The organism is Latilactobacillus sp. VITA-14 (assembly GCF_046580785.1).
Lineage (GTDB): Bacteria > Bacillota > Bacilli > Lactobacillales > Lactobacillaceae > Latilactobacillus > Latilactobacillus curvatus.
This window is the reverse complement of the sequence record NZ_JBJKTM010000021.1, coordinates 1-17211: the sequence shown is the minus strand read 5'-3', so window position 1 is coordinate 17211 and position 17211 is coordinate 1. Positions and strand designations below refer to the sequence as shown.

15 protein-coding genes and 2 pseudogenes are annotated in these 17211 nt (G+C 43.0%); 7 read left to right on the top strand and 10 right to left on the bottom strand.

The features are described from left to right. Positions 1–19 precede the first annotated feature (19 nt). Positions 20–814, bottom strand: a complete 795-nt coding sequence (locus tag ACF1X7_RS08370) for a hypothetical protein (RefSeq protein WP_411162663.1) — start codon at positions 812–814, stop codon at positions 20–22. Positions 815–984: 170 nt separating this feature from the next. Between ACF1X7_RS08370 and recQ the strand changes: the two genes are divergently transcribed. After that, positions 985–2733, top strand: coding sequence for a DNA helicase RecQ (gene recQ, locus ACF1X7_RS08365; protein WP_259770494.1), 1749 nt, complete (start codon positions 985–987; stop codon positions 2731–2733). Positions 2734–2899: 166 nt separating this feature from the next. Here the strand turns inward: recQ and ACF1X7_RS08360 are convergent, their stop codons facing one another. The 4 genes and pseudogenes from ACF1X7_RS08360 to ACF1X7_RS08345 form a co-directional block, all read right to left on the bottom strand. Beyond that, on the bottom strand, positions 2900–3103 hold the full coding sequence (locus ACF1X7_RS08360) for a hypothetical protein (RefSeq protein ID WP_004270112.1): 204 nt from the start codon (positions 3101–3103) through the stop codon (positions 2900–2902). Between the two features lie 100 nt (positions 3104–3203). Further along, positions 3204–3413 (bottom strand): methylated-DNA--[protein]-cysteine S-methyltransferase, encoded by a 210-nt coding sequence (locus ACF1X7_RS08355; protein WP_411162662.1) that lies wholly within the window; start codon positions 3411–3413, stop codon positions 3204–3206. 379 nt (positions 3414–3792) lie between these two features. After that, positions 3793–4452 carry an ABC transporter ATP-binding protein gene (locus ACF1X7_RS08350; RefSeq protein WP_039098532.1) on the bottom strand — a complete coding sequence of 220 codons (660 nt, stop codon included), beginning with the start codon at positions 4450–4452 and terminating at the stop codon, positions 3793–3795. 16 nt (positions 4453–4468) lie between these two features. Then, a pseudogene (locus tag ACF1X7_RS08345) lies at positions 4469–5967 on the bottom strand (ABC transporter permease). Positions 5968–6149: 182 nt separating this feature from the next. On the opposite strand from ACF1X7_RS08345, the gene ACF1X7_RS08340 reads away from it, so the two are divergent. The 5 genes from ACF1X7_RS08340 to ACF1X7_RS08320 are packed head-to-tail and all read left to right on the top strand — an operon-like array spanning position 6150 to position 11792. Further along, a complete protein-coding gene (locus ACF1X7_RS08340; RefSeq protein ID WP_064777543.1) occupies positions 6150–7778 on the top strand; it encodes a MucBP domain-containing protein in 1629 nt (542 codons plus the stop codon). A 9-nt stretch (positions 7779–7787) separates the two neighbouring features. After that, the gene (locus ACF1X7_RS08335; RefSeq protein WP_411162661.1) at positions 7788–8582 is read left to right on the top strand and encodes a DUF4430 domain-containing protein; all 795 of its coding nucleotides are present in this window, start codon (positions 7788–7790) and stop codon (positions 8580–8582) included. Continuing rightward, positions 8531–9463 (top strand): energy-coupling factor transporter transmembrane component T, encoded by a 933-nt coding sequence (locus ACF1X7_RS08330; RefSeq protein ID WP_052202736.1) that lies wholly within the window; start codon positions 8531–8533, stop codon positions 9461–9463. Before ACF1X7_RS08335 ends, ACF1X7_RS08330 begins: the two co-directional genes overlap by 52 nt. Next, complete coding sequence (locus ACF1X7_RS08325; protein WP_064777541.1) at positions 9442–11088, top strand: ABC transporter ATP-binding protein; 1647 nt, start codon at positions 9442–9444, stop codon at positions 11086–11088. Before ACF1X7_RS08330 ends, ACF1X7_RS08325 begins: the two co-directional genes overlap by 22 nt. Further along, a complete protein-coding gene (locus tag ACF1X7_RS08320; protein WP_056966267.1) occupies positions 11085–11792 on the top strand; it encodes an ECF transporter S component in 708 nt (235 codons plus the stop codon). Before ACF1X7_RS08325 ends, ACF1X7_RS08320 begins: the two co-directional genes overlap by 4 nt. Positions 11793–12162: 370 nt before the next feature. Here the strand turns inward: ACF1X7_RS08320 and ACF1X7_RS08315 are convergent, their stop codons facing one another. Together ACF1X7_RS08315 and ACF1X7_RS08310 are read right to left on the bottom strand one after the other, a co-directional pair. After that, positions 12163–13146, bottom strand: coding sequence for an alcohol dehydrogenase catalytic domain-containing protein (locus tag ACF1X7_RS08315; protein ID WP_039098919.1), 984 nt, complete (start codon positions 13144–13146; stop codon positions 12163–12165). A gap of 101 nt (positions 13147–13247) precedes the next feature. Continuing rightward, positions 13248–14021, bottom strand: coding sequence for a DUF975 family protein (locus ACF1X7_RS08310; protein ID WP_004270132.1), 774 nt, complete (start codon positions 14019–14021; stop codon positions 13248–13250). A 202-nt stretch (positions 14022–14223) separates the two neighbouring features. On the opposite strand from ACF1X7_RS08310, the gene ACF1X7_RS08305 reads away from it, so the two are divergent. Beyond that, positions 14224–14820, top strand: coding sequence for a TMEM175 family protein (locus ACF1X7_RS08305; protein ID WP_056966273.1), 597 nt, complete (start codon positions 14224–14226; stop codon positions 14818–14820). Positions 14821–14865: 45 nt separating this feature from the next. On the opposite strand, the gene ACF1X7_RS08300 is transcribed toward ACF1X7_RS08305, so the two are convergent. The 3 genes and pseudogenes from ACF1X7_RS08300 to ACF1X7_RS08290 all read right to left on the bottom strand — a co-directional run. Further along, positions 14866–15807: an NADP-dependent oxidoreductase gene (locus ACF1X7_RS08300; protein ID WP_064777592.1), complete on the bottom strand. Its 942-nt coding sequence runs from the start codon at positions 15805–15807 to the stop codon at positions 14866–14868. A gap of 181 nt (positions 15808–15988) precedes the next feature. Then, positions 15989–16945 (bottom strand): Dyp-type peroxidase, encoded by a 957-nt coding sequence (locus ACF1X7_RS08295; protein WP_411162660.1) that lies wholly within the window; start codon positions 16943–16945, stop codon positions 15989–15991. 136 nt (positions 16946–17081) lie between these two features. Further along, a pseudogene (locus ACF1X7_RS08290) lies at positions 17082–17211 on the bottom strand (IS30 family transposase); the annotation flags it as partial.

Genomic DNA, 17211 nt, shown 5'->3' with positions numbered 1-17211 from the left:
CTTGAATCTCTTTTCTATTTTAGATTTTAGTCCAGTCGTCAATTGAGCGACCATTTGTGTCGCATAGTTCGAGCCAACTATTGGTGCCACCAAAGTACAAGAAGAGGCCGATTTCATTCACGCTCTTGAAAATAATGTCTTCAGTCGTTTGATTGTCTTGAATTTGCGCTGAATGTTCGTTGCGCAAGTGAGTGCCCATTTTAGCAGCAAAGCCAAACGAGCCATCCTTATTAACTGGCGCGGTTGGCCGCAATTGTGCCCCCGCTTTCAATAACATCTCGTTGCGCTTTTGCCAGATGGCTATGCCCTGTGCTTCGCGTGTGGCAACAGTGAATTCGATTTGGCTGACGGCTTTTGTCCATCGATGACGTGTTTTAGCCGGTTTTGCTTTGACTGGTGCGCTTTTGGTCAGGGGATAACCAAAGCGGCTGAGGACCAAGATGATGGCTTCAACGGCTGGAGCTAAGGTTGTTCGGAAATTTTGAGAGACGTTGGACGGAAGCGAGGTGCTCGTTATCGGTGGTTGATTTTGTTCGGCTAATAGCTGCCCTACGTAGCCAATTTGTTCAGTCCACTCAGGATCCATGGTAATCCAGATACCCGTGTCAACTTGATCAGTCGAGGCTGTTTCAAGTGGGGAGAGTTGTTCAATTTGTTGCAGTTGTTGTTGCGCAAAACCGAGGAATAAAGCGGGGTGTGCGAATGCGGTTGTATTAGCCGGTGTTTGTTCAATTAAAAGCTGAGTAACGGGTTGTTCGATTAAATCGACGATCGTTTGGGTAGCCGTTAATGTTGCATTAATTTCCAAGGTCATAGGAAGCCTCCTGACAGTCTTTGATGCTTCTAATTAAACACTAAATCGCTGGTTTTGTCAGCCAGTAAGAATTGATTGAAGGAATGCTTGAAACTGAGATTCAATTAACCGGAATTAACGAATCTTTGTTATGATAGAAGGTAGGAATTTTAACGGGTGGGAGAAATGGCATGCAAGCACAAGCGGTACTAAAAGAAAAATTTGGTTATGATCACTTTAGAGAAGGTCAAGCAGATGTGATCGAATCATTGTTGGCAGGCACTAATGTCTTGGCGATTATGCCAACTGGTGGCGGGAAGTCATTGTGTTATCAAATACCAGCATTGATGCTACCCGGTTTAACGTTGGTGGTATCACCGTTGATTTCTTTGATGAAGGATCAAGTCGATGCGCTTAATGAAAATGGGATTCCAGCCACGTTTATCAATAGTACGCTAACGCAGGGGGAAGTCCAAGAACGCTTTAACCAAGCTGCGCGTGGTGAAGTGAAATTACTATATGTTTCGCCGGAACGCTTGGATTCGGATTACTTTTTAGCTGATTTAGCTGAATTAACGATTGATTTGATTGCGGTCGATGAAGCGCATTGTATTTCGCAATGGGGCCACGATTTTCGGCCAAGTTATCTACGCCTGACGGATACGATTCAGAGTATGCGCCAACGACCAACGATTGTGGCTTTAACCGCTACGGCAACCTCACAAGTGGCAGCTGACGTCATGCAACGGTTGAACATTCAGCACGAAGTTAAGACGGGGTTTTCACGGCAGAATCTTGCGTTTCAAGTAGTTAAAAATCAAAATAGTGATCGCTACTTAATCGATTATTTAAAGGTCAACAAACAAAAATCCGGGATTATTTACGCCAGCACACGGAAAGAAGTTGAACGGCTCACGAAGCTGATTGAAAAGGCTAAGTTAGATGTGACAATGTATCATGGCGGATTAAACGAAGCGGTGCGTCGTCAGAATCAAGAGGATTTTCTCTATGATCGCAAACCGATAATGGTCGCGACTAATGCGTTTGGCATGGGCATTGATAAAAGTAATGTGCGCTTTGTCGTGCATGCCCAGATTCCTGGGAGTTTAGAGGCTTACTATCAAGAAGCTGGCCGGGCCGGGCGTGATGGCTTGCCGAGTGAAGCGATTCTATTATTTAAAGTGAATGATGTGCAGATTCAGCATTTCTTTATCGATCAGTCGGAAATGGACGAAGCGCATAAGCAACAAGAATATGCCAAGTTGCAAGAAATGACGCAGTACGCCAATACGCAGCAATGTTTGCAACAGTACATCGTCAATTATTTTGATGATGATTGTGAAGCGTGCGGCCGGTGCAGTAACTGTCTGGATACGCGTGAAGAACAAGACATCACGATTGATGTACAAAAAGTCTTATCGTGCGTTAAACGGATGGATGAACGGTTTGGCAAAGTGTTGGTGGCGCAAGTATTGACGGGCTCGAAGAATCAAAAAATCATGCAATTCCGCTTTGATGAACTCCCAACGTATGGTCTAATGCGTGGTGATTCGCAAAAAGAAATCAGTGGTTTGATCGATTACTTAGTCGCTTCAGGATATTTGCAAGCTTCTGGCGGTCAATACCCAGTGCTGCAAATCACGGCGGCGGGAGTTGCAGTCTTAAAAGGCCAAGCGAAAGTGACGCGCAAGATGGCGGTCAAAGTGCAAAAAACGTTGCCTGAAGATAATGAATTATTTGAACAACTACGTGAGTTGCGCCGCGATTTAGCCGAAGAACAAGGTGTGCCTCCGTTTGTGATTTTCTCAGACAAGACGTTGTATTCAATGTGTGAAATCATGCCAACTTCCTTGACTGAAATGCTAGATGTCAAAGGGGTCGGCGAAAATAAACTAGAAAAATACGGCGAACAATTCTTGGATATATTAATGGCAGAATAGAGTGCTGAGTGTTGCGGTTAGTCATTGAGTATTAATACAAAAATCTCATTAACCCAGGACTTGGGATTAATGGGATTTTTAGATTAAATGGAAATATGCTGGCGAGAACACGTTTCAACAAAAAAGCGCCAACGGATTCTAATATCCGTTGGCGCTTTTTTAGTATCTAGTATGGTGCATCTGCTGGATTACCATATTCAAAGTGTTGGTTTGACTTTGGATTGGGTTTCGCATCAGGTAGTAAACACGTATAACGTGTACCATCAGGACCTTCAGCTAGGAAGATGCGAGTAAAATCATTTTCAGTTTCGATCAGCTTGCAGTTTTCGTGGGTTAACCCATAAACATCAGTTACTTGCGTAATAATCATCTCTTTTTCTTAATTTGAAAGGAGTAGAGTAACCGTACATTCTACCACCGACTTAATAATAAGTATAGACTTTTATTGGCAAAATTTCAAATTAATCCCCTTATTTGGTTTGAGTTTCAAGCTGGTGGAGGGTTTGTTTCAATTCAAGTCCGCCACGATACCCCCCAATTTGCCCGTCTTTACGGTAGACGCGATGGCAAGGAATAATCATCAATAGTGGATTGCGACCAATGGCAGAAGCCACTGCGCGAATTGCGGTGGGGTGCCCGACTTGAGCCGCCAAAGCGCTGTAAGTTGTGGTTTGACCCATATGGCACAGCTTGCAGGGCGGTCCAAACACTTCTTTGAAAAGGTGTGCCGCCGATAATATCAATTGGCAGTGACCACGTGGTTTGGTCACCATCGAGATAAGCTGTTAATGATTCACTATAAGGAGCGATTGCGGCTTGATTTGCAACTAATTTCGTTTGGGGAAGAAAAGTGGTTAATTCACTGATAGAGCCATCGGGTGAACCAACAAAACAGATACCTTTGGGGGTTGCTGCAATAATAAATGATTGGCCAGCATGGCTAAAAGAACCATAGAAGATTGTTAGCATTTAGAAGCCCTCCTTTTGATTGCCCTCAGTATAGCATGCCCGTTAAAAAACGACCAAGCCGTAAAACAGGCTCAGTCGTTTTTTACTTGGTTAAGCAACTGGCTGAAAGGTTTTATTTTGAAGATGATACTGAACATCACAACTTGCTGCGACTTCTTTTTCATGGGTGACAAGAATCACACATTTTTGTTGTTGATGGGCTAATTCTTGGAAGAGATGAATGATCTCCTGCGTATTTTGTTCATCTAAGTTACCGGTTGGTTCGTCGGCAACAACGATGGGGGCTGAACAACACATGGCGCGCACGATCGCAACGCGTTGTTGTTGACCACCCGATAGTTTTTGTACGTTCTTATGGGCGAGTTCGGGATTGATGCCAACCTTGCTGAGCATTTCGAGTGCGAAATCGGCAGCATTGTCATGCGTCGAATGAGTAATGGCCATCGCAGTTAAGACGTTGTCGAGTGCCGACATGTAGGGGAGTAAGTTGTAGGCTTGAAACACGATGGACACATAGCGATTGCGGTATTGGGTTAAGCCGATTTTTTGGATATCGGTACCTTCGTATAAAATACTCCCGCGGCGCGGTTTATCTAACCCTGAAAGCATGGTGAGTAAGGTCGTTTTTCCAGCACCACTGCTACCGATGATGCCGTAGAGTTTGCCGGCTTCAAAATCGAGATTAACATCTTTGTAAAGTGTATTTTCTTCAGTATCGTACCAGTAACTGATGTTTTTAGCTGTTAACATAGTGGACCTCCTATAATTATCCAATGAGAATTTTGCGTGGCTCGAGTCGTAAAATATTGAGTGATGCGAGTAAGACGGCAAATGCGATGATGGTGAAGCCGAATGCGCCAAGTTGCATTAAGGTGACGGCACTAATCTTCAGATCAAGGTCGCTTGCTTTGACGGCTTTTTTAACAGATTGGCCAGGTTGTGGCATTTGACCACTTGGCCGATTGCCATCAGTTTGACCACTAGGGGCTTGAGCGCCACCAGGGCCGCCGTTACCGCCAGGTTGCATGTTATTTGTTTGTGAGCTAGTTGTCGTTTCGGTTGTGACGGAACGCATAACTTGTTTGCTAAGCGCTTGACCAGCGAATCGTCCGCCAATGCCGGCTAAAGCTAAACTGACAATCAGCAGCATGAACATTCAACTAATAATTGGCCCACGATTTTGACGCGCTTTTCACCTAATGAGAGTAAAACGCCCATTTCATAACGCCGTTCGCGAACCATTAAGATAATAATTAATGCGAGGATAACAGTGCCAGCGATAGCGACTAACCAAACAATCTTATTAGCAAAACTGGCCATTTTCTGCATGGATTGTTTGAGTGATTGGTAAGTACTGTCATCAGCAGTTACCGTAAATTTCTTCGTATTGATAATTTTCTTAGCAGATTTTACAAAACTATTTTTCTTGGTTGGGTCACTAAGCGTGAATGTGGCACTATCCACTTTGCCAGATTGCCCCTTAATTTGGTTAGCTAATGTGTATGCCGTATAGATGACGTTTGCGGGGTCTGTTTGTTGTGGGCCCATGCCAGCGCTACTTTGACTAGTCTTATAAATCCCGACTACTTTTAGCGTATAGGCTTTTTTGCCAGTCGTGGTGGCTTTGACTTTAATGTTGTCGCCGACCTTGAGGCTGTTTTCTTTAGCTAATTCAGATTCGATGACGACATTATTGGTGTTTTTGTCGCTACTATTTAAAGCGCGACCTTTCGTGATTTTACTTGTATTATCTTTAAAGTCGCTGAGGGTTGCGGTATTGAGCACTCCGGTGATTTGTAAGTCACCTGTTGAAGTGGATGACTCAGCGTTGCCGCCAGGGCCGCCGTCCATCATGCCACCACTATTATTTGAACTACTTGATGTCGTAATGGCTTCAATGGACGAGGCATTCGCAGAAGTCGTGACGCTGACGTTATAATTTGCCAGCCCGGATAATTTCGAAATGGCCGTTACGTCTTTTAATTTGACGGAGGGCATGGTTAATTTAGGGCGCGTTGCTGTAGTACTTGGGGCATCACTGCTAGCCGAGGCGCGCATTTTCTTAAACGCTTGATCGCGATTTGCAGAAAGGGTGACGCTAGCGCCCACCTGTTGTTTGGTATTGTTGACGGTTGTAATGGCTGCATTTCTAATCAATAGACCAGCCATGATAAAAATCATGATGACGGTCATCACAATTATTAATAAAAAGCTACGCCCTTTTTTAAAGATGACGTTTTGCCAAGCACGCTTGATAAAATTTATAAGTATTTCCTCCTTAAAACTGAATAAATATTAGTTTAGGCGGGAAATATGAATAAATTGTGTTTGAAATGAAGTTTTTTTTAAGGCGTATTTGTGAAGATTAACCTTATAGGGCCAACTTTCTAGCTCCTAAATATGGTAAATTATAGGGTATCAAAGTTAATCGGAATGAGGAGAGTTAAATGAAGAAGCGACAACAATTTTTTACCTTATTATGGACAGGATTAATGTTAATAATGCCTGTTGTTTCAGTTATTGGTAGTGCACAAACGGTGTCTGCGAGTGAGACAAAGGTTACACAAGTGACACCACGTACTGCATCTAGTACGGATTATCAAAAAGCAATGGTGGCTGGGGCGCAACAGTTGTTGAATAATGGCCAACCAGATGCATGGTCAGCGTTAGCAGCTATTCAATCAGGCGTGACACTGAGTGCAGCGCAACGCTTGAGTTATCATAATGCCTTGGTTGCGGATGCACAATCAATGCTCGCTGATCAACGTTTTTCGGCAACCGATTTAGAAGTGTTGGTAATTGGGGTAACAGCACTTGGTGAAGATGCAACCAACTTCGCTGGTTTAAATATAATTGATAAAATTATTGAAAAAGCACCAACTGGTGGGATCAACGGGCAAGTTTACGGCATCATCGCCCTTAGCATGCGTGATTATGGTGCCAAGGCACAGCAAGCGATTGATAGTTTAATTCCAACGGTTTTACAAGCACAAAACGCTGAAAATGGCTGGGCTTTTTTCGGTAGTAAAAGTGATTTAGATACGACCGGGATGACGATGACGGCGTTGGGGATGCATCGTGACTTCCCAGGCGTTCAAGATGCGCTAGATAAAGCGGTAACGATGTTGAAAGAAAAAACATTTGTTGCACAAACGGGTGGTTTTTTAATCCCTAGTGTTTATATGACAGAAGAAAACTCAAATAGTACGGCAATGGTTGTCATGGGCTTAATTGCAGCTGGAGTTGATCCAGTCACAACATTTGTTGGCGATCAAGGCGCTAACCCGATTTCACGGCTGGTCGCTTATCAAAGAGCAGATGGACAGTTCCGCTGGAATATTAATAACGATATGGGATCGCTAGCGATGTCAACTGAACAAGCCGTTTATACGTTAGCCCAATACCGGTTGTTCCAAGCGGGAAAAGGCTCAATTTATGATTTTAAAACGCCAGTTATTGAAAAAGCATCGGTAAAGGTCCAAGCAGTTGATGAAAAGGGACAAATTTTAAAGAGTCTTCAATTAGCTGAACAACCCGTTGGTCAAACCATTACGGTGAATGCTAATCAAGTCGCAGTTGAGGGTTATGAATTATTAGGCAATGCACAACAAACTGTTCAAGTTGTTAAAACGGGAACGACCGTGACGTTCCAGTATCGGAAACAAATGATTGGGACAATTCCTGCAGCGCAGTTTGCTGACGTTACGGTGCAAGCAGTCGATCAAAACGGCAAAGTGTTTAAAACAATTCAATTGCAGCATCAAAGAGTTGGACGCACAATGTTGATTAATGCATCTGATGTTGCAGTTGAGGGTTATCAATTAAAAGACACGCCAACCAAATCCATCACGATTAATGCAGCGAATAATACAATCAGTTTCAAGTTTGAACGACAAGTGACTACGGTTGAAAAAGAAAATAAACACCAAGCAGACAATCAAGATCATGCTCAAATAAAGCAAAAGCAATTACCACAAACGGGTGTTAACTCAACAGTAGTTGCTTCTGTAGCCGGCTTGATACTTTTGACTGGGATTATTGGCATTTGGTTCAAGCGTCAAGTTGAACATCGTTAGGAGTTAGATATGTCTAAAAAGAGAATCATTGCGATTATCGGTAGTTTAGTTATTTTAAGCGGCATCGGATACGGTACCTATCAAAGTGTGGCTCAAGATAATCCGTCTACGCGTAGTCAACATGTTAAAGAGGAACATAGATCAAAAAAACGGGTCAAGCCAGCAACTGTTGGTTTAGATGGTAAAGTTAAATCTAAGGCCTCTGAGTCACATAGTAGGGCGGTATCTGAAAGTCGGAAAACAGCTGAAACGCGCAAGTCCAGCAGTCAATCTGAACAGACAAATGAATCATCACAAAAATCGGCCTCTAGCAAACAATTAGCATCGCAACAAGCTGTAGAACAAGGCTCGGCAGTCCAATCGGCATCGACCCAATCCGCCATTAATCAATCGTCACAATCAACTGAAAGTAAACCAGTTACACCGCCCACTACGACGCCCCAACCAGTCCTTGAAAAGGTGAGCGTCAATGTTTATGGACCAATTAGTGAAGGTAATCCGAAATGGTTGAACGGTGATCAAGTTGAAATCAAGGATGGGGATATGGTGATTGATGTTTTAAAACGTGATTTGCAAAGTCGCGGGATGGCACTATCCTATCGTGGGACGGGCGGCGGCGTCTATATCAAAGGCATTAATGGGCTATTCGAATTTGATAAAGGACCGTTAAGCGGATGGCTTTATCGAGTGAATGGCAGTTTTCCTAACCATTCTTGTGGTAATTATCCTGTTAAGAGTGGAGATGTGATTGATTGGATGTATACGGAAGATCTCGGGCACGATCGCAACGCGCCTCAGGGTTAAAATCGCAACTGGTCTTTGATCAATTAAATCCAATCGTCATCTTTGCGTATTACGTGATTGCAATTGCGTTCTCAATGGTTTTTATTCATCCGATTTTTCTTGTAAGTGAATTGTTGATGATGATTGCAGTGAACTTGCTTGCGAAAAACCAGAAGAAAACACTGGGGACATTGCAGGGTGCATTGTTCATGATGCTCTTTATCGTCGTGATGAATCCTATTATGAATAATCATGGGGCGCACGTGATTGCGACGTTTGGTGGGACGGTGATCACAGCAGAGGCTGTCACGTATGGTTTTTTAATGGCGCTTTCGCTGGCGATCTTAATGCTAGTGTTTGTTTCCTATAATCAGAGTATGACGAATCATAAGTTCTTATATTTATTTGTGCGGATTTCACCGCAACTAACTTTATTAACGATGATTACGATGCGGTTTGTCCCACTATTTATTCGGCGGTTTACCAATATCAAGAATGTCCAAAGAACACGTGGTGTGCAGATGGAAACGGGGAGTGTTAGAGCCCGATCACATGCTGGGATGCGTTTGATGGAAGTATTATTGATTAATTCATTGGTTGACGCACTACAAACGGCTGATTCAATGACGGCCCGTGGTTATGGGTCACAGAAGCGAACGAGTTATCAACGTTATCGATTTACCCAACGGGATGGTTGGGTATTGGCAAGTCTTGTAGCAGGCAGTGCACTTTGTTTTTATTTTGCTAAACAGGGGATTGGCCGCTTAGCGATTTATCCAATACTTGGCTCGATTCATTTGAATCAAATTGGTTGGCTATGTTTGGTGTTAGTCTTATTAATTGATAGTTTGCCGCTATTACTAGAAGGATGGGAATATTTATGGTGGACATTGCGCAAATAAAACAATTTAATTTTCAGTATGCATTAGCAACCCAACAAAATCTGAAAGACATCAATTTAACCGTTCAGACGGGTGACTTCATTACGTTAGCTGGGAACTCGGGTAGCGGGAAGACCACCTTATTGCGCCAACTCAAAAAAGAACTCTGGCCCGTTGGTAAACGGTCGGGTGAGATTATTTTCGAGGGCCAACCGTTAGCTGATTTATCGCAAGGGTTAAGTGCGCAGAAGATTGGGATGGTCTTTCAAAATCCGGATAACCAATTAGTGATGGATACGGTCATTCAGGAACTCGCTTTTTCACTCGAGAATATTGGTGAAAAGAGTGCGAATATTCAAAAACGAATTGCCGAATTAGTCAGCTTTTTAGGTTTCCAAGATTTGCTGTATGCTTCCGTGCATGATTTATCGGGTGGCCAAAAACAACTGGTCAACCTAGCGTCGGTTTTGATTTTACAGCCGGATCTTTTACTGTTGGATGAACCAACAGCGCAACTCGATCCCATTGCGACCAAAGAATTTATTAGTTTATTGCAACGGGTACATGACGAACTCGGCATCACCGTGATTATCAGTGAACACCAGTTGGATGATATTTTACCGCTCTCTAATCAACTTTGGTTGATGGATGGCGGTGAGATAACGTATCAAGGACCGGTTGCTGGTGGATTAGCAGCAATTTGGGCGCAACCGGCATTGCGTGAATTCGTCCCAGATGTGCCACACGTCTTTTTACAAAATGAGTTGATTGCACCAGCTGATATTGCGGCATTACCATTGACCGTTGTCAGTGGCAAGCAATTGATTGAGCGGCGACAATGGCAGTTAACACATACTAAACGTGAAATAGCCACGAACGACCAAGCAACAATGCTGCAGGCCAAACATGTGAGTTTTCAGTATGAAAAAAATGACCCTTATGTTTTAGACCAGCTCAATCTAGAGGTTCATACCGGCGATTGGTTAGCGATTGTTGGTAAAAATGGGACTGGTAAATCGACGTTGTTGAAGCTTTTGATTGGTTTATTACAACCGCGCCATGGTGCAATCAAGTTACAGGGGAAGAAGATCGGTAAGTGGGCGCAAGCTGAACTTTTCAAAACAGTGGGTTATCTCTCACAAACACCGAGCGATCATTTCAGTTATGATAGTGTCCGTCAAGAATTTATCGAACGGGCGCGGCAGTTAAAACGCGCAACACCAGAACAAGTGGCAGAAGAGATGCTAGCAAAGCTCGGTCTTCAAACCCTTGCTGAACGTAACCCGCAAGATGCCAGTGGCGGCGAGCAACAATTGATTGCACTCGGGATTGTATTGCTAGCGCAGCCGCAGTTACTCTTACTGGATGAGCCAACAAAGGGCCTTGATCCGATTCGCAAACGGGCGTTGGGTGAATTGTTAACGCGTTTACAAGCGGAAGGCTTAACATTGATTATGGCAAGTCACGATATGGCCTTTAGTGCCCGGTTTGCTAGTCAGTGTGCCTTATTATTCGATGGGACGATTGTATCGGAGGAAGAACCTTATGCCTTTTTCGCGCATAACTTCTTCTATACGACAACCATCAACCGAATGTTACGCAGTCAATTGCCCGAAGCCCTGAATTGGGAAGAGGTGCACGCATGAAAGCTTTAAAAAATAGTTGGACCACGTTTGGATTGGCTTTCTTGATTATGGCGATTTTCATGTTGTTTATCGTCACTTTAAAAGGACAGCATTTTCTGATCTTCAGTTTTATCTGTTTGATTGCCAGTATGCTGCCATTTTATTGGCGGTTTGAAACCCGGGATATTCGCGCCCGTGAAATTATTTTCATCGCGGTTTTAGCGGCGATTGCGGCAGTCACTCGGGTACCATTTGCACCATTGCCCAGTGTTCAGCCAACTAGTTTTGTGATTATCGTGTCGGCATTAGTCCTTGGTCCAGAATCGGGTTTTATTGTCGGTTCGACCGCCGCGATTGTCTCGAATATGTTTTTGGGACAAGGGCCATGGACCCCATGGCAAATGTTTTGCTGGGGCATGATGGGCGTTACGGCAGGCTTAATTAGTCGCCATCAGTGGGCACAGAATAAATACTTGCTCTGTATTTTTGGGTTTGTCTGGGGCTTTATTTTTGGGTGGATTATGAATCTGTGGTATTTTGTCGCATACGTCAATCCACTGACGATTAAGACTTTTATTGCAGCCTATGTCGCGAGTTTCTATTTTGACTTGGCCCATGCTTTATCAAATGTTTTTTTTATTTTCTTCTTTTATCAGTCGTGGTACCGAATCATCAGTCGCTTTAAAGTGAAGTATGGTTTGTTGGCGACGGAAGATGAGCTATAAAATTGAGCCCTCACCAAAGTGGTGGGGCTTTTTTTAACGGACATCATTTCATACTTGAAAGTTCACAATTTGGTCCCAACTGCTTGGTATTCTATAAATATCAGATAAGCATCTCCCAAGTAAGTGAATCTGAGCAAGTTAATTTTATGAGACAATTCCTCCCTAAAGAAGTGTCTTAGCAACACCCAATGAGTTATAGTTTAACGGTAGAACCAATCATCTAAATTGAAATTCCTCCCAAGAAAATCAAAAGCGATTGGCTATTAAAAGCGAAGCGTAAAATGAATGATTGATGTGGGTTCAATCCCCGCAACTCGATGACTGTTGTGTTAAAAAAGCCGCAACCAATTTGGTTGCGGCTTTTTTGCGTTTAGTAGACCAATCCCTGTTTACCAGTAGTATGGCCAGTTAACAGTTTATCAGTAATCATTTGGAGATTAGCGACCGTTAAGCCTGTGTAGTGGGCGGTGGTGATTGGATGCAGAATCCGCGCATCGATTAGCCGCGCAATTTGTTGGAGAATCGCCCCTTGACTAGTGGTTTGGAATTGATAGTCCGTTTTAGTGAACATGTACTCAAATGAAAATGAGGCTGATTTAGGCTTAAGCGGTGCGAGATCAAGTGGATGCGTATTGCCAACAATCGTACCGACTTGTCCAAACGGTTTAATCAGCCGTGCGACCTCTTGGAGATAGCTTTCAATATCATAAAGGACCGCGATGGCATCAAAGGTGTTATCCGGAAGACTGGCTAAGTTGTCTAAGCTGCTAGGTGAATGATAATCCAGCGGGTGATCAACTCCGTTTGTTTTTAGCCAGTCGAAATGAGTGAGACTGCTTGTGGCAGTGACGGTGAATCCGGCCCACTTGGCGAGTTGACTGAGAATTGATCCAACCCCACCGGCACCATTGATAATCAATAGTTGTTTGCCACGATTGGCATTTTGTTCAGCGGTAAAACCAAGCTTTTCAAAAAGTAATTCATAGGCGGTTAACGAAACAAGCGGTAAGCCGGCAATCTCCGCGGCACTGATTGTACTAGGCGCAAGCGCACAAATCGCGGCCGGAACACATTGATAGTGTTGGAAACTGCCATCGATCTGGGTACTGCCGGCATAGAAGACAACATCGCCAGGTTGAAAGTTGGTCACAGTGGCGCCGACCGCTTGCACGGTACCATACCCGTCATAGCCTAAAATGGTTGTGGTGCTAGCTCGTCTTTTAAGGTCGACAGGGTTGACGCTACTTGCCCTGACTTTGATCAGTAGCTCTTCAGGTTTAGGCGTAGGGATTTCACCAGACACTGCGTGCCAATTATGTTCGGTATCAAGTTGGATTTGGTGATTAGTGGTCATGATGACGTCATCCTTTCTGAATAAAATGGTTAGTCTAAGCCTACTGCTAATCACCGCATAATACAAAAAAAGACGCCCAATTAAGAACGTCTTGAGTTCATTTAAATTGCTTCAACAGTAACTTCTTCAGTTGGTTCATCTGCAGAAGTTGTCTGTAAAAATTGATCGCCTGCAAGATCTTTGTAGAATGCCATATAAGTTGCATTCTTATATGGCGTTAACCAGAAATAGCCAATGCCAAGTGAGAGGCCAGCTAAAATATCCCAACCTAAGAAGCTTAGTTGTAAGACGAAAAACCGGAATTTATGCCCATTCATTAACTCACGACTCTTAGTGATACAATCTAAAAAGCTAACGTCAGCTTGTGGATCGTTATCTGTTAAGTCCTTGAAGATATAAGAAGCTTGAGAATAAGCGTAGCCTTTAATGATCCCCGGAATAATGAATAACAATGCCCAAAGGAATGTAAATAAGCTAGCTAAAATTCGAATTAGAAAAGCGCCCAAGAAATAACGTTTTGAGAAGACACTGAAAGCTCCTTTGAGTGAACTAAAATCAGCATCTTTCGAACGGAGCCAATCTAAGAAAGTAAAATTAATCCCAAGTGTAATGAGCCCCAAAATGAAACTTGGAATTTGACCAGCAAAACTACTACCAGACGAATGGCCCGAAAAAGATTCATTGGCAGCCATTGATGGGTCGGTGTTTGCGAAGATGGCAATCATGGCCATCAAGACTGCTCCGACAATAATCACCCCAATAATTGATAGCAGAGTGGGGATGATGTTCAACGTAACGGCCTTTCCCCAATGACCAGCAAATAATGACTTAACTTCTTTTTTAAGTGAAGCGCGTGATTGATACTCTCTTTCCATGATAATTCCTCCCTTACTACGTAGATAAATTATACTATTAATTAATGGCTGAAATCAATTTATTTTTAAGTATCTTTGAAAGGATTGTTGGGGATTAGTTGTTGAATGCACTGGTACATCAGGTATTCTATAAATAATAGCACATCATAATTAAATAGTGTAAAATATAAAATTAACTATTTTTGTTAAGGGGATGTATAGAATGAATAAGGGTCGATTAGAAGCATTTAGCGATGCTGTCATCGCGATTATTGTCACCATTATGATCTTGGAATTTAAAACGCCAGAAACACCGGAAATTAAGGCACTTTTGGAAAATGGTCCCTACTTTTTTGCGTATATCATTACGTACGTTTTCGTAGGGGTTGCTTGGTATAATCATTACTATATGTTTTCGCTGACGAAACGAGGAACAAAGCGTATTTATTGGCTGAATAATATTTGGTTATTATCCATGTCATTTTTACCCGTTGCAACGGCTTGGACGGGGCGGTTCATCAATGAACGCGGTCCGGAATATTTTTACTACGTGGTTCATCTGATTTGGTTATTGGCCTACTTCTTCTTGAGTGATGCATTGGCGAACGCCAATCGTGAAGTCGCCCCTGAGCGGTATCAAAAAATTAAAGCCATGCCGATCTATAGCACGATTACTAGACCTTATTTCTGGGTGATTCAAGTGATTCTATTAGTCGCTATTTATTTCTTTCCACCCATCGAATTAATTTTCGTAATGGTCGAAATTTATACGATTGGGAATCGTACCGACAAAGAAAGTGATCAATTATTCAATGATTAAAAAAACACCGCTAGCCTATTAGGTTAGCGGTGTTTTTTGGGAGATCTAGAATTTAATAACAACTTTCCCGGTTGAGTGATTCGTAGCACTTAGTTGATGGGCTTTGATCAAGCCATCAGCAGAAAATGGGAAGACAGTATCGATAATTGATTTGACTTTACCATCGGCCATTAATGCGGCAATCTTTTTAAGTTGATCACCATCTGGCATTAACCAGATGGCTTTGAAAGTCATATTGGTATCTTTAATGATGGCCGCAGTTTCAGGCGCTTCACCAACGATTGAAATTTGGCGACCTGTTTCAGGATTGAGGACAGCCCATGCATCGACTTGTCCTTGACCCCCGATAGTGTCGATAACGAGATCGACATTGTGGGCTTTATCGGCCACTTTTTCAGTTCGATAGTCAATGATTTCATCAGCGCCAAGTTCACGGACAAGATCGAAGTTCTTCGCACTAGTTGTGGTGATAACGTGGGCGCCCATTGCTTTTGCGAATTGGATAGCATATGAACCTACGCCACCTGAACCAGCTTGGACCAGGACGGTTTCGCCTGGTTGTAGGTGACCGTGGTTAAAGAGTGCTTGCCAAGCAGTTTCGCCAGCTAATGGGACGGCAGCCGCTTCTTCAAAAGTGACATTGGCTGGTTTTGGTGCGATTAAGTTGTCATCAACGGCAACGTATTCAGCATAAGTACCACGATTTGAAGTGGCAGGTCGTGCGAAAACTTCATCACCAACGTGCCATTCTGTTACGGCTGATCCAACGGCAACAACGACCCCGGAAAGGTCCCAGCCAAGAACGATTGGGAATTCCCATTGGAACATGCTTGTGAGATGACCTTCACGTAATTTCCAGTCGAGTGGGTTGATTGCTGTCGCTTTAGATTGAATTAGGACTTGGTGTTCACCAATTGTAGGCATCGGTAAAGTAATCATTTCAAGTTGGTTTTCGTCACCATATTGTTGGATGGCAACAGCGTGCATTGTTTCTGACATATGAATAGCCTCATTTTCTTATTATTAGTAAGTGTAGTGTACCAATCAAATGGTTGTTAAGTCAATTAACAGGCTTAAAAAGTAAAAGAAAAGCACCCAATTTGGTTAATTGGATGCTCAGAAAATAATGCTGTTAATCCTCAAAGGCTAACCTGTTTGAGTCAGCACTCTATAGTTCTTCTTCTGCTATTTTTGCTAGTGTTGTTTTTGATGGGATGAAGAATAGGGCACCAGTTGTTGGTTCACTGAAGTCGAGTAGGTGGTCATAATTGCCGACTGGTTTGCCGACGAACATATTGGTTAACATGCGTTTTGTCACTGACCATGTTCGAGAATAGCCGATAAAGTAAGTACCGGTCATTTTTTCGCCAGGGTTTGCGTATGGAACGTTCATGCGAACAATCTTATGTTCCACACCGCCTTCGTTATCTTGTGAGACAACGTTGTGCGCGTTGGTTGGCTTTTCGGCGTCAGCAAGTTCTAAGTCAGAAAACTTTTTGCGGCCAATTGTTTTTTCTTGTTCTTCAGTTGAAGTATGGTTCCAGCTGTCCATGGCATGGATATATTTCTGTGCAAAAGCGTATGAACCGTTGATGAATTCTGGATCTTCATCGCCGACTAATGCGTATTCAGCAGTTTCATCGATAGCGGGATTTTCCGTACCGTCAATGAAGCCGATGATCGCGCGGCCTTCGAAGTAACGGAATCCGTGTGTTTCATCAATCGTTGTTGCGTTATCAGAAATGAATTGCATCATTTGATCTAATACTTCATAACAAACCGCCATTTCTTTGGCCCGAATATGGAAGAAAAGATCGCCTCCGGTTGCGACGGCATCATGTTTAGGACTTGGAATTGCCTTGAAGGGTTCCAATTCCTTTGGTTTTGGTGCGTTAGGGAATAAGTAATCCCAAGCATCCGAGCCAATCCCGAAAGCCACGCGTAAGTGGGCATCTGGGTAACGGATATTCATGCTATTGATGATCGCTGGAATGCGCGCTGCTAATTCGGTAACAGCCGCTTTGTCCGCCTCGGCATCTTGCCGATTCAATTTCTGGGTGACGAAAATGATGTTCTCGCCAGCATCTTTAAAAACGTCTTGTGCATCTGTGGGTGTAATTGCCATGTTCAGAACCTCCAAATAAAAATTTAAAGTTAGTTATTTATAATCATTATTATCTAGCTCAGTGCAAGCATACCAAAAAACGGTTTTTTTTACCAGTCCCAATAATTAAAAAAAGACATATTGGTAGATTGCAAATTTAATCCGAATTTTTGGACAAATTTGTCAGCATCACCTGATACGGTGTTTGCCAGTCGAGTATTTTAAGCGGTCGCTGGTTAATTTGGAGTAACGTCGTCGTTAAATCTTGAGCACTAATGTGCTCAAAA

Excerpts from the sequence above, each read along its gene's own strand:
- ACF1X7_RS08310 (WP_004270132.1), bottom strand. The coding sequence starts at position 14,021 with ATGGAAAGAGAGTATCAATCACGCGCTTCACTTAAAAAAGAAGTTAAG.
- ACF1X7_RS08355 (WP_411162662.1), bottom strand. The coding sequence starts at position 3,413 with ATGGGTCAAACCACAACTTACAGCGCTTTGGCGGCTCAAGTCGGGCAC.
- ACF1X7_RS08340 (WP_064777543.1), top strand. The coding sequence starts at position 6,150 with ATGAAGAAGCGACAACAATTTTTTACCTTATTATGGACAGGATTAATG.
- ACF1X7_RS08325 (WP_064777541.1), top strand. The coding sequence starts at position 9,442 with ATGGTGGACATTGCGCAAATAAAACAATTTAATTTTCAGTATGCATTA.
- ACF1X7_RS08300 (WP_064777592.1), bottom strand. The coding sequence starts at position 15,807 with ATGCACGCTGTTGCCATCCAACAATATGGTGACGAAAACCAACTTGAA.
- ACF1X7_RS08335 (WP_411162661.1), top strand. The coding sequence starts at position 7,788 with ATGTCTAAAAAGAGAATCATTGCGATTATCGGTAGTTTAGTTATTTTA.
- ACF1X7_RS08315 (WP_039098919.1), bottom strand. The coding sequence starts at position 13,146 with ATGACCACTAATCACCAAATCCAACTTGATACCGAACATAATTGGCAC.
- ACF1X7_RS08350 (WP_039098532.1), bottom strand. The coding sequence starts at position 4,452 with ATGTTAACAGCTAAAAACATCAGTTACTGGTACGATACTGAAGAAAAT.
- ACF1X7_RS08305 (WP_056966273.1), top strand. The coding sequence starts at position 14,224 with ATGAATAAGGGTCGATTAGAAGCATTTAGCGATGCTGTCATCGCGATT.
- ACF1X7_RS08360 (WP_004270112.1), bottom strand. The coding sequence starts at position 3,103 with ATGATTATTACGCAAGTAACTGATGTTTATGGGTTAACCCACGAAAAC.
- ACF1X7_RS08370 (WP_411162663.1), bottom strand. The coding sequence starts at position 814 with ATGACCTTGGAAATTAATGCAACATTAACGGCTACCCAAACGATCGTC.
- ACF1X7_RS08320 (WP_056966267.1), top strand. The coding sequence starts at position 11,085 with ATGAAAGCTTTAAAAAATAGTTGGACCACGTTTGGATTGGCTTTCTTG.
- recQ (WP_259770494.1), top strand. The coding sequence starts at position 985 with ATGCAAGCACAAGCGGTACTAAAAGAAAAATTTGGTTATGATCACTTT.
- ACF1X7_RS08295 (WP_411162660.1), bottom strand. The coding sequence starts at position 16,945 with ATGGCAATTACACCCACAGATGCACAAGACGTTTTTAAAGATGCTGGC.